9 protein-coding genes are annotated in these 12,135 nt (G+C 38.5%); 5 read left to right on the top strand and 4 right to left on the bottom strand.

Features of this window, described 5'->3' with window-relative positions; all coding sequences use genetic code 11:
- Positions 1 to 54 precede the first annotated feature (54 nt).
- Genes K8089_RS06040 through miaB form a run of 4 tightly spaced genes read right to left on the bottom strand, consistent with a single transcriptional unit; the run spans position 55 to position 4,248 of the window.
- The gene (locus tag K8089_RS06040; protein WP_237602386.1) at positions 55 to 567 is read right to left on the bottom strand and encodes an LptE family protein; all 513 of its coding nucleotides are present in this window, start codon (positions 565 to 567) and stop codon (positions 55 to 57) included.
- Between the two features lie 59 nt (positions 568 to 626).
- A complete protein-coding gene (locus K8089_RS06035) occupies positions 627 to 1,907 on the bottom strand; it encodes a sigma-54 interaction domain-containing protein (RefSeq protein WP_237602385.1) in 1,281 nt (426 codons plus the stop codon).
- A gap of 40 nt (positions 1,908 to 1,947) precedes the next feature.
- Positions 1,948 to 2,796 carry a hypothetical protein gene (locus K8089_RS06030; protein WP_237602384.1) on the bottom strand — a complete coding sequence of 283 codons (849 nt, stop codon included), beginning with the start codon at positions 2,794 to 2,796 and terminating at the stop codon, positions 1,948 to 1,950.
- A gap of 12 nt (positions 2,797 to 2,808) precedes the next feature.
- On the bottom strand, positions 2,809 to 4,248 hold the full coding sequence (miaB, locus tag K8089_RS06025) for a tRNA (N6-isopentenyl adenosine(37)-C2)-methylthiotransferase MiaB (RefSeq protein ID WP_237602383.1): 1,440 nt from the start codon (positions 4,246 to 4,248) through the stop codon (positions 2,809 to 2,811).
- 342 nt (positions 4,249 to 4,590) lie between these two features.
- On the opposite strand from miaB, the gene topA reads away from it, so the two are divergent.
- From topA to porM, 5 genes are all read left to right on the top strand, one after another.
- A complete protein-coding gene (gene topA / locus K8089_RS06020; RefSeq protein ID WP_237602382.1) occupies positions 4,591 to 7,125 on the top strand; it encodes a type I DNA topoisomerase in 2,535 nt (844 codons plus the stop codon).
- Positions 7,125 to 8,288, top strand: a complete 1,164-nt coding sequence (locus K8089_RS06015; RefSeq protein ID WP_237602381.1) for a formimidoylglutamase — start codon at positions 7,125 to 7,127, stop codon at positions 8,286 to 8,288. The genes topA and K8089_RS06015 overlap by 1 nt, the downstream gene beginning before the upstream one ends.
- 114 nt (positions 8,289 to 8,402) lie before the next feature.
- Positions 8,403 to 9,776: a T9SS ring complex lipoprotein PorK/GldK gene (gene porK, locus K8089_RS06010; protein WP_237602380.1), complete on the top strand. Its 1,374-nt coding sequence runs from the start codon at positions 8,403 to 8,405 to the stop codon at positions 9,774 to 9,776.
- A 63-nt stretch (positions 9,777 to 9,839) separates the two neighbouring features.
- Complete coding sequence (gene porL, locus K8089_RS06005) at positions 9,840 to 10,505, top strand: type IX secretion system motor protein PorL/GldL (protein WP_237602379.1); 666 nt, start codon at positions 9,840 to 9,842, stop codon at positions 10,503 to 10,505.
- A 44-nt stretch (positions 10,506 to 10,549) separates the two neighbouring features.
- Positions 10,550 to 12,124 carry a type IX secretion system motor protein PorM/GldM gene (porM, locus tag K8089_RS06000; RefSeq protein ID WP_237602378.1) on the top strand — a complete coding sequence of 525 codons (1,575 nt, stop codon included), beginning with the start codon at positions 10,550 to 10,552 and terminating at the stop codon, positions 12,122 to 12,124.
- The last annotated feature ends 11 nt before the right edge of the window (positions 12,125 to 12,135 follow it).

The following is a 12,135-nucleotide window of genomic DNA, read 5'->3' as shown; positions in this document are numbered from 1 at the left end:
AAAATTTTAACCACTTTTTTCAAGGAGTTTTTTCTTTTTTGGTATTTAAGTTTTTTACCAGTTAGCAAGCGATTTATTAAAAATATCCTGTGTTAAGCGTTCAAAAATAATATCGACTGCGGCATCTAGTTTTGAGCCTGTTAGTTGTGTTTGGCCATCATAATCGTAATAAAAACTGAAAGGTTGTTCAAAATCTTTTAAAGGGTCTTTGGTGTTGTAAAACCTTACGCTTACTGCAATAGTGAGCCTGTTTTGCGCGGCGGTGCTGGTAGAGGTTGCGGTGATTGGCGCAATGTAAAACTGTGTAATTTCACCTTCGTACACCAAATCGCCATTGCTATTTACAAGGTCTAAACTCGTTTGGTTTAAAAGTAAGTCTTGCAGCTTTTGTGTAAAATCGCGTGCAATTCCGGGTTCAACAATTGGTGCGTTATTCTGAAAATAATTTACCTGAACCGTTTTTGTTGTACTGTAATTAATATCGGCACCAGTAAACGAGTACGGTCCGCAGCCCTGCAAAGAAAATGCTATGGTTAGTAAGCATAAAATTGAAACTGTTTTTGACATTTACTTTACTTTGATTTTAATTTTGTTACGGAGCACTTTGCGCGTGATAAATCTTGTGCTTACAGATCGTATTGTTTAATTTTTCTGTATAAAGTACGTTCCGAAATGCCTAATTCGTCTGCGGCATCTTTGCGTTTTCCATTGTATTTTTCGAGAGACTTTTTAATGAGTTCCAATTCCTTTTGCTGAAGCGACAGGTTTTCTTCTTCTTCAATGTCTTCGGCGTATTCGTATTTGTCTTTCCGTTGTTCGGCGGCGTGTTCGGGAATGCTAAAAACTTCAACATCGCTTTGCGAGCCGTTGTTTTCTTCCTCTTCTATTATTGAAGCCAGTTCCTCTTCGGCGTTATTATCTTCGGCATAAATTTTATTGATAAGCGACGATTGTTCTTCTTTAACCTTGGCTGTATTACCAGTTTTCATCAATTCTAAAGTAAGCTTTTTTAGGTCGTTTACATCGCGTTTCATATCAAAAAGTACTTTGTATAGAATTTCGCGCTCGCTGCTAAAATCGCTTTCGGTTTTTTTTGCATTTACAATTGCCGGCAGGTTGCTGCCCATGTTTGGTAAATAATGCTTTAAGGTGTCGTAATTAATTTCGCGATTTTGCTCTAAGACCGAGATTTGCTCCGCCACATTGCGCAACTGGCGTACGTTACCGCTCCATCGATATTGCAGTAGTAAAGAAGTGGCGCGCTCGTCTAAACGAATGGTGGGCATTTTGTATTTCTGTGCAAAATCTGCCGCAAATTTTCTGAAAAGCAAATGAATATCTTCCTGTCTTTCGCGAAGTGGTGGTAGATTAATCTCTACCGTACTTAACCGATAATACAGGTCTTCGCGGAATTTCCCCTTTTCAATAGCTTCTGCCATTTTTACGTTTGTGGCGGCTACAATGCGCACGTCTGTTTTTTGACTTTTTGAAGAGCCTACTTTTAAAAATTCACCATTTTCTAAAACCCGGAGAAGCCGAACTTGTGTTGGCAGTGGTAATTCGCCCACTTCATCGAGGAAAATTGTGCCGCCATCGGCTACTTCAAAATAACCGCTACGGGTTGCCGTTGCTCCCGTAAACGAACCTTTTTCGTGGCCAAAAAGTTCGCTGTCTATTGTGCCTTCGGGAATGGCGCCGCAGTTTACGGCTATGTATTTTCCGTGTTTTCTATGAGAAAGAGAGTGAATTATTTTTGGAATACTTTCTTTACCCACGCCGCTTTCACCCGTTACCAATACCGAAATATCAGTCGGGGCAACCTGAATTGCTTTTTCTACGGCACGGTTTAGTTTTGGGTCGTTCCCAATTATTCCGAAACGTTGTTTTGTTGCTTGTATGCTTTCCATAGTAACTTCCCGCGGAGGCGGGAATCTCGTGTTTTCAGTATTAATAATAATCGTAAGTCAATTCTTCAATTAGTACACCGTTCTTTTCAACCACTGCATTTGTAGGATAACCATCTGCATTATAAATAGTGGTTTTTGTTTTTACATAATTAGAGTCTGGTATTGAACTGATAAAAGTGATTTGCGTATAATTGTTTTTTGAAAAATAATTATGTCTTTTAAACAAGCTAATATGATCGCCGATAGTTGCGTTTGTGTAATTGTTTTCAACACAGTCGTATAGCGGGTTAACTCCATCATCGTATTCAAATGTGTAAGTCCCTTCAAATCCATTACTTTGGGTTTCATTAATCTGGCTTATATTATCGCCAGTATATTCAATAATTTGTGTAGATGTACCCGTATCAGTGTTAACGAAGTTTTTTACTATTTTGCCTTCAGCATTGTAATATATTTCTCCATAAATTGAAGCTTGCTCATATGTAATTTTATCGTTCTCTATAGTATAATCTCGAATACTTAAAACATCACCGAGACCATTCTCGAAAGTTATGCCGTCAATCTCGTTATTAACATCGTATGCGAAAATATCTTGTCTTTGGTGTGCGTTAACGTCATAAAATAGACTTTTTTCACTAATTAGTCCTGAACTGTTGTAGCTGTATAACCAATTGAAGGTCATTTGTGGATGAATCGTACTTTCGCTAACAGTTTGTCCAGATTCATCAAATAACCTTTCTAAAGTATAATTGTCGGTACTTTGATTAAAATAAAAATCTTGACTAAACTTTTTGATTTTTAATTCCTGTGGCTCAGCGGGAACGTCGTCATTGCTAGAACAGGCAAATGTCAATAAACTTGCTGCAAAAAGAAGTAAAATACGTTTCATAATATATTGGATTTATGAGAGCTCAACCGCTTCGCCAATTAGCGTTGCAGTAGTACAATCGGTTATTTTTACATTTACAAAATCGCCCGCTTTATAATTTTTCTTCGGAAAAACAGCAACATTATTATGCTCCGTTCTTCCGCTCCATTCATCCTTATTTTTCTTCGATTCCTTTTCAATTAAAACCGATACGGTTTTTCCTAAAAATGAAGCGGTACGAATAGCGCTGTGTTTTTGTTGAAGATCTACAATTTCGGTCAATCTTCTACTTTTTGTTTCTTCGGGCACGTCGTCTTCCAATTTTCGAGCAGCATTGGTTCCGGGTCTTTCGGAATATTTGTACATATAACCAAAGTCGTATTTTACATATTCCATTAAGCCCAAAGTTGCTTGATGGTCTTCCTCTGTTTCCGTAGGAAATCCAACAATCATATCTTGCGAAATTGCACAGCCAGGAATAATTTCGCGAATGCGGTCTATCAATTTCATATATTCTTCGCGTGTGTGCTGGCGGTTCATTTCTTTTAAAATTCGCGTGCTCCCACTTTGTACAGGCAGGTGAATATGGTTGCAAATATTTTTGTGTTTTGCAACAACGTGCAATACTTCTTCGTGCATATCCTGCGGGTTGCTGGTAGAAAAACGAATTCGCATTTCGGGATGCGCCTTTGCAGCCATATCTAACAGTTGTGCGAAATCTGTGGCCGTTGCTTTTTGCATGTCGGAAGCATTTTTAAAATCTTTTTTCAAGCCGCCGCCGTACCATAAATAACTGTCCACATTTTGACCGAGCAAGGTAATCTCCTTGTAATTTTTTTCGGCTAAATCATCTATTTCCTGTAAAATACTTTGCGGGTCGCGGCTGCGTTCGCGGCCACGAGTAAAGGGCACTACGCAAAACGTGCACATATTATCGCATCCACGCGTAATACTTACAAAAGCCGTAATTCCATTGCCGCCCAATCTTACTGGCGAAATATCGCCGTAGGTTTCTTCTTTTGAAAGAATAACGTTCACTGCATCGCGACCTTCTTCAACTTCTTTCAACAAATTTGGGATGTCTTTGTACGCATCTGGCCCAACTACCAAATCGACTATTTTTTCTTCTTCAAGAAATTTTTCCTTTAAACGTTCGGCCATACAGCCTAAAACGCCAACTTTCATTTTCGGATTTTTGGTTCTTTTTACCGCGTTGTATTTTTCCAAACGTTTGCGCACGGTTTGCTCTGCTTTATCACGAATTGAGCACGTGTTTACCAAAACCAAATCTGCATCTTCAAGTGCGTTGGTGGTGTTATAACCTTGGTCTGCAAGTATAGAAGCTACTATCTCGCTGTCGCTAAAATTCATAGCGCAGCCGTAGCTTTCAATATATAATTTACGGGAATTGGCTGTGCGAGCCTCTAATGTTAGTGTGTTTCCCTGTACTTTTTCATCAATTACCTTTTCCATAAAAAAAATCGAGCGTCATTGCATTTAAAAATCTAAATCGTTGAATCGGCAAAGATACAATTAATTGCTAACGGTGACAAAGTGGCAGATTGGTTTTTAAAGAAATTAATTTAAACCTTGAAATTTACCGCGAATCCAAAATTCTTTTTTGTGTAAAATTTTGTTTGAATCGTAACAATGAAGCAATTTTAAGCTAGCAATGTTTTAAAAATTACAACCGTCTTTGTGTTGAATTATCCTCCGATTTGCAGCGAAATTACCCACCCTATTTCGCGAATTTTACAAGCTTAATCATTCGAATTAAAAAATTCATATACTTTTGCACTCACAATAATATAGGATATGGCAAAGAATTTAGTGATAGTTGAGTCCCCAGCAAAAGCAAAAACCATTGAAAAGTTTCTTGGTAAAGACTTCAAAGTTTCCTCGAGTTTTGGGCACATTGCAGATCTTCCGTCTAAGGAATTGGGTGTGGATGTTTCGGGCGATTTTACACCTAAATATATAGTTAGCAGCGACAAAAAAAAGCTGGTGGCAGAGTTAAAAGCACTTTCCAAAAAAGCCGAAACGGTTTGGTTAGCGAGTGATGAGGATAGAGAAGGTGAGGCTATTGCGTGGCATTTGGCCGAAGAATTAAAGTTAGATAAAAACAAGACCAAGCGGATTGTTTTTCACGAAATTACAAAGTCTGCAATCTTAAAAGCAATTGAAAATCCGCGACAAATAGATTATAATTTGGTTAATGCGCAACAAGCACGTCGCGTTTTAGACAGGTTAGTTGGTTATGAACTTTCACCAGTACTTTGGAAAAAAGTAAAAGGCGGACTATCTGCTGGGCGCGTGCAATCTGTTGCCGTACGATTAATTGTAGAACGCGAGCGAGAAATTGAAGTATTTAATCCCGTAGGTTCATATAGAATTGATGCCGAGTTTACAACCTTGGACGGAAGCAAGTTTAAAGCAAAGCTTCCCAAAAATTTTGAAACCGAAAAAGAAGCACGCGAGTTTCTTCGGAAGAATTTAGGGGCCGATTATAAAATTTCAGACTTAACGAAAAAGCCTGCAAGCAAATCGCCGGCAGCCCCGTTTACTACTTCAACATTGCAACAGGAAGCAGCGCGAAAACTGTATTTTTCTGTAGGAAAAACAATGACAATTGCACAACGACTGTATGAAGCTGGGCTTATAACCTATATGCGTACCGATAGTGTAAACCTAAGTAAAGATGCCAAAAATGCTGCGCAAAAAGAGATAATCCATTCCTACGGAAAAGCGTACAGCAAACCCCGCGATTACAAAGGGAAAAGTAAAGGCGCACAGGAAGCTCACGAGGCCATTCGCCCAACAGACATGACCCAGCACACCATTACTGGCGATCACGATCAAGCGCGATTGTACGATTTAATTTGGAAAAGAACGTTGGCTTCGCAAATGAGCGATGCACAACTGGAACGTACCAATGTGAAAATAGACGTGCTTTCAAAGGAAAAAGTTTCTGAAAATTTTACTGCAAATGGCGAAATGATAAAGTTTGACGGTTTCTTAAAAGTATATTTGGAAGGAACCGATTTTGAAGAAGAAGAGCAGGAGGGCATGTTGCCAAATATGAAAAATGGCGATTCACTGCAAAACAATTATATTACAGCAACCGAAAGATTTACGCGGCCCCCATATCGATATACGGAGGCTTCGTTGGTAAAGCAATTGGAGGAACTTGGTATTGGGCGACCATCGACCTATGCGCCCACTATTTCAACAATTATAAGTAGAAATTATGTTGAAAAAGGCACAGTTGAAGGTGTGGAGCGCAACTACATGCAACTTACACTGCAAAAAGAAAATATAAAAGACAAAACCTTAACCGAAACAGTTGGTTCGGATAAAGGGAAGTTGGTTCCAACAGATATTGGGATGATCGTAAACGACTTTTTAGTAGCGCATTTTGAAAATATTCTCGATTACAACTTCACGGCAAAAGTAGAACAGGATTTTGACGATATTGCCGAAGGAAAGGAAGAATGGACAAAAATGATGAAAGATTTCTACGGAAAATTTCATCCACAAGTAGCGCATGTAGAAGAAAATGCAGATCGCGAAAGTGGTGAGCGCATTCTTGGCGAAGATCCTGAAACTGGAAAAACTGTGCTAGTGCGTTTGGGTAAATATGGACCTATGGCACAAATTGGCGCACCCGACGATGAGGAGAAAAAATTTGCCAGCCTACGTCCAGATCAACAATTGCATCTAGTTACTTTTGAAGAAGTAATGGATCTTTTTAAACTTCCGAAGACTTTGGGTATTTATGACAATGAAGAAGTTGAGGTAAACAACGGTCGTTTTGGGCCCTATGTGCGCTTTGGTAAAACCTTTATATCGCTTCCCAAAGGGATGGATCCTTTAGATGTGGATATGACTTTCGCAAAAGAATTAATTGAAGAAAAGAAAAAAGCCGATGCTCCTATATACATGTATGAGGATTTACCAGTGCAAAAGGGAGTAGGGCGTTTTGGACCCTATATTAAATGGAATAACATGTTCATTAATGTGAACAAAAAATATGATTTTGACAATCTCTCAAATCAAGATATTGAACAACTTATTGAAGACAAAAAGCAGAAAGAAATTGATAAATTAATCAATGAATGGCCCGAAGAAAAGATACGGATTGAAAAGGCACGTTGGGGACGATTTAATATTATAAAAGGAAAAACTAAGGTGGAATTGCCAAAAGGCACTGAAGCTGATAAAATTACTTTGGAAGAAGCTCAAGCGTTATTAGAGAAAAAACGCCCTAAAAAGAAAACTGCGGCAAAAAAGAAAACTGCAGCCAAAAAGAAATCGACAACTAAGAAAAAAGCCACCGCCAAGAAAAAATAATGATAGCCTTTTTATCTCCAGTTACAAATAAAGTCTTGGCTCATCGGGAAATTTTACCGCTTGGAACCTTGGGCAAACAAATTGAAGTTCACGCTAAGAAAGAAGAATTGCCAGACTTAAACAATGTAAAGTTTGCAGTTCTTGGAATAAAAGAAAACCGCGGCGATGTAGATTATATGGGAGAAGAGATATCTTTTGACCCATACCGAAAAGCATTGTATTCTCTTTACCCCGGTAATTGGAATTATAAAATAATAGACCTCGGCGATATTGAAAAAGGCGCAACAATAGAAGACACACGTTTTGCTACAAAAGAAGTAATAGCTGCACTTTTAAAAAAGAATATCGTGCCATTGGTACTTGGTGGTGGACAGGACCTTGCCTACGCACAATACCGCGGGTACGACGGCTTGGGAGCGATGGTGAACGTGGTAAACATAGACAACCGTTTTGACCTAGGAAATGCTGAATTGCCAATCTCAAATAAATCGTATGTAGGAAAAATGGTGGTAGATCAACCCTACAATCTTTTTAATTATAGTGCGGTTGGGTATCAATCGTTTTTTAATGCGCCCCAAGAAATTGCATTAATGGACAAACTTTTTTTTGATGCCTTTCGCTTAGGCGAAATTACGTCCGATTTAACGACAGTAGAGCCCATTATGCGCGATGCAGATATGGTAACCTTAGATGTTACTGCAATAAAAAGTTCAGAATTAAGTTATAAAAATAACGACAGCCCAAATGGCTTTGATGGTCGCGAAATTTGTGCTATTTCGCGTTATGCCGGAATTAGTAATAAAGTAAAATCTTTCGGTGTTTACGAATTGAGCAATTCTATTGAAAGTAAGAGCGGCGCAATGCTGGTGGCGCAAATATTTTGGTATTTTATTGAGGGGTATAACTTTAGAGTAGATGATGGAGATTTTGATGATGAAACCCGCTTCACTACCTATAAAGTACCAGTTGAAGATGAAATATTAGAATTTAAAAAAAGCAATAAAACTGAAAGATGGTGGATTGTTTTGCCATTTATTTCAAATGTTAATAATAAATTAAAAAGCCGTGCGTTATTACCTTGCACTTATGGCGAATATTTGGGTGCATGTAATCAGGAAATTCCTGAAAGGTGGTTGAAAGCCCGGTACAAAAATGAAGTATAACCTAAGTAAACAAGTAAAATTAGGGGTTGATGGATTTTCAAAAAAAAAATTGTTTTTTTGGATTTTTATAGATACGTTTACGCCCTTGAATCTCAAAATTTAACCAAAATACCTATGAAGAAGTTTATTGCATTAACTGCGATCGTTGCCTTTTTGTTCAGTTGTAACTCTGGAGACCGAGGCGAATTGGTTGGGGTAAAAGGTAAAAAATGGTATCCTCAAAAACCCTATGGCATGACGCTTATCCCCGGTGGATCCTTCATTATGGGTAAGAGTGACGACGATTTCGTCGCCGTGAATGATGCGCCAACAAAAACCGTTACCGTTCGCTCATTCTATATGGATGAAACTGAAATTACTAATTCAGAATACCGCCAATTTGTTAATTGGGTACGAGATTCCACTGTAAGATTACGACTTGCAATTCAAGCAGACATGGTTGGAGCAACTCCTGGCGATGGCGGAATTGGTGAATTTGCTTTCGTTGATCAAGAAAATGAAGAAATGACGCCGTACCAGCAATATATGTACGATAATTACTTCGGTATGGGTGAAGATTACTACGCCGGAAGAAAGTTGAACGATAATATAGATATTATCTGGGATACTTCTGAATACCCAGACGAATACTATTCTGAAGTAATGGATACAATGTACATTCCAATTGAAGAATCGTATAACGGCCAGCGTACAATTGATGTTAGCAAACTGAAATTCCAATACACTTATATGGATATTCAAGCTGCAGCAAGAGATAAAAGCAAGCGAAGAAAAGATTTCATTAAAAAAGAAGAGTTGAATATATATCCAGATACTACTGTATGGATTAAGGATTTCAATTATTCTTACAATGAGCCAATGCACAACGATTACTTTTGGCACCAAGCTTATGGCGATTACCCTGTAGTTGGTGTAAGCTGGAAACAAGCAAAAGCGTTTACCGCTTGGAGAACTTTGTATAAAAACGCATACCAAAAATCTAAAAATAAAAATTTCGTAAACTCTTTCCGTCTTCCGGGCGAAGCGGAATGGGAATATGCAGCTCGCGGCGGTCTTGAATCTGCTACCTATCCTTGGGGTGGACCATATGCCAAGAATGACCGTGGTTGTTTTATGGCCAACTTTAAACCTTTGCGTGGCGATTATGCGGCCGATCAGGCATTGTACACAGTAGAAGCTAAAAGTTACGAGCCAAATGATTTTAATCTATACAATATGTCTGGAAATGTGGCCGAATGGGTAGCATCATCATATGACCCCGCCTCTTATGACTTTAGCTCAACTATGAATCCGAATGTTAATGACGATGATAATATGCGAAAAGTAGTACGTGGTGGATCTTGGAAAGACGTAGCTTATTTTCTTCAAGTAAGCACCCGCGATTATGAATATGCAGATTCAGCCAGAAGTTATATTGGTTTCCGAACTGTACAGGATTACATGGGCACAGACGTTGTTTTAAATCAAAACTTTGGCGACGCACGCTAATACCCCATATTTACTAAACTCTATCAACCTTAACTAAAAACTCTCAATTAAAAATTAAGCATTATGGCACAATCAAAATCATCAAAGAAATTATTTAATATGGCTTATGGCCTTGGAGCATCCGTTGTAATTTTAGGAGCGCTTTTCAAAATTCTTCACTGGGAAGTAAACCTTGGCGTTTTTAACCTTGACGGAGGTCTATTATTGGCAATCGGTCTTATTACGGAAGCAATTATTTTTGCTATTTCTGCCTTTGAACCTGTAGATGACGATTTAGATTGGTCATTGGTTTATCCAGAATTAGCTGGCGGAGCAGCCGGAACCAGAAAAACTGTGGGTAAAGAACCAGAAGACGCTCAAGGGCTTTTGTCTAAAAAACTAGACGATATGCTTAAAGATGCACGAATCGATTCAGAATTAATGAACAGTCTTACTACCAGCATTCGTTCTTTTGAAGGTGCTGCTAAGAGTATCGCACCAACTGCCGAAGCTATGAGCTCTACCAAAAAATACAGCGAAGAAATGGCGCTTGCTGCAGCACAAATGGACTCATTAAATAGCTTGTACAAAGTTCAAATAGAATCTACAAGCCGTCAAGCAGAAGCAAACGAACAAGTGGCAGAAAATGCCGAACAGCTTAAACAACAAATGCAGCACTTAGCTACTAACCTTTCTTCATTGAATGGTGTTTACGGAGGTATGCTTTCTGCAATGAGTACTAAAAACTAAGATAGGTCTTCACCTTAATTATTAATCTTTAAAAAAGAATAAAAATGGCAGGAGGAAAACTATCCCCAAGGCAACGAATGATTAACCTGATGTATCTGGTTTTCATTGCAATGCTTGCACTTAACATGTCTAAAGAAGTATTATCGGCTTTTGGACTATTAAACGAAAAAATATCAGACGCAAACGTGGCAACAACACAGCGCAACCAAGCTTTTATGGAAGGGTTGGCTGTTAAAGCGGCCGATGAGCCAGGGCAATACGCTGCGGTTGAGGCAAAAGCAAGAGAAATTTCCCAGATTTCTGATGAATTAGACACTTATTTAGCTTCGCTTAAAACGGCTTCAATGGAAAAAGTTGAAGACCCAACAGATTACGAAGTAATGGATAAGGCAGATTTTTTTAACAATCTGTTTTTTAGAGGAGATAAGTACAAAGAAGGTGGACAAGAATTTATAGACAAAATGGATGCCTATCGTACCGAAATGATTGCTATATTGTCTGATCCGGCATTGGCAAATGTTGCTGGTATCGAAGAAATTAAAAAATCTATCGAAACTAACTTCTCTACTGAAGAAGAAACCAATAGAAACGGTAAAAAAGTAAAATGGTTAAATTATAACTACGAAGGATTTCCATTAGTAGCTTCTTTAACTAAACTTACGCAGATACAAGCAGATGTTAAATCTACAAAAAGTGAAGTATTACAAAGAATGCTAGCCGGCCAACAAGCAGCAGCATTATCTTTTAGTAACTACTCAACCTTATTAGAAACATCAAAGTCTGCGTATTATGCTGGTGAAAATTTTGATGGAAGTATTGTATTAGGTCGTACGGATGAAAGTACAAAACCAAAAAGAGCTGAACTTACGTTAGACGGAAGAAAACTTGTTGAAGGTACAGATTATACTTTTGAAGGTGGAAAAGTGAAGTTAAATGTAAGTGCTGGTTCACCAGGAGATCATAAAATTGAAGGTTTCTTGTATTACGGTGAAGGCGGCGAAGAAACAGAAGTAGCGGTAGATCGCTCTTTTGCTACCATCTCTATGCCTAATTCGGCTGTAATTGCTGCAGATAAAATGAATGTAGTTTATCGCGGGGTAGATAATCCAATGACGGTTTCTATTCCTGGAATTCCAGACAATAAAGTAAATGCTTCCGCACCTGGTCTTTCTAGAGTTTCGGGTAGTAAGTATGTAATGCGTCCAGGATCTGGAAGAACAGTTACTATATCTGCAAATGGTACGTTGCCAGACGGAAAGCCAGTAGGCTCTAAATCTGAATTTCGTATTAAAGATATTCCACCACCAGTTGGTGCAATTCGCGGGGAAACAGGAATCGTGAGAATGGAACGTGGCGGACTTGAAATTTCATCAGTATCTGCTGTACTGCCAGATTTTGACTTTGATGTAAATCTAAACGTAACAGGATTTAGCTTTAAAGTTTCTGGGCAACCCACGGTTCGTGTGAACGGAACAAAGTTAGACGCAGCCGCCAAAGGAGCTTTAAGAAGAGCTGGACGAGGCGAAACCGTTCAAATTTTTGATATCAACGCGAAAGTTTCAGGTAGTAGTGTAGTTCTTAAGAAAACTTCACCTGTAATTATTGAATTGACAAACTAATATTTAGTATT

The organism is Aequorivita vitellina (genome assembly GCF_022008365.1).
Taxonomy (GTDB): domain Bacteria; phylum Bacteroidota; class Bacteroidia; order Flavobacteriales; family Flavobacteriaceae; genus Aequorivita; species Aequorivita vitellina.
The sequence above is the reverse complement of the archived record's forward strand: the minus strand, read 5'-3'. Positions and strand labels throughout refer to the sequence as shown.

Bases quoted from the DNA above. Each gene is read 5' to 3' on its own strand.
- K8089_RS06040 (WP_237602386.1), bottom strand. From the start codon at position 567: ATGTCAAAAACAGTTTCAATTTTATGCTTACTAACCATAGCATTTTCT.
- K8089_RS06035 (WP_237602385.1), bottom strand. From the start codon at position 1,907: ATGGAAAGCATACAAGCAACAAAACAACGTTTCGGAATAATTGGGAAC.
- K8089_RS06030 (WP_237602384.1), bottom strand. From the start codon at position 2,796: ATGAAACGTATTTTACTTCTTTTTGCAGCAAGTTTATTGACATTTGCC.
- miaB (WP_237602383.1), bottom strand. From the start codon at position 4,248: ATGGAAAAGGTAATTGATGAAAAAGTACAGGGAAACACACTAACATTA.
- topA (WP_237602382.1), top strand. From the start codon at position 4,591: ATGGCAAAGAATTTAGTGATAGTTGAGTCCCCAGCAAAAGCAAAAACC.
- K8089_RS06015 (WP_237602381.1), top strand. From the start codon at position 7,125: ATGATAGCCTTTTTATCTCCAGTTACAAATAAAGTCTTGGCTCATCGG.
- porK (WP_237602380.1), top strand. From the start codon at position 8,403: ATGAAGAAGTTTATTGCATTAACTGCGATCGTTGCCTTTTTGTTCAGT.
- porL (WP_237602379.1), top strand. From the start codon at position 9,840: ATGGCACAATCAAAATCATCAAAGAAATTATTTAATATGGCTTATGGC.
- porM (WP_237602378.1), top strand. From the start codon at position 10,550: ATGGCAGGAGGAAAACTATCCCCAAGGCAACGAATGATTAACCTGATG.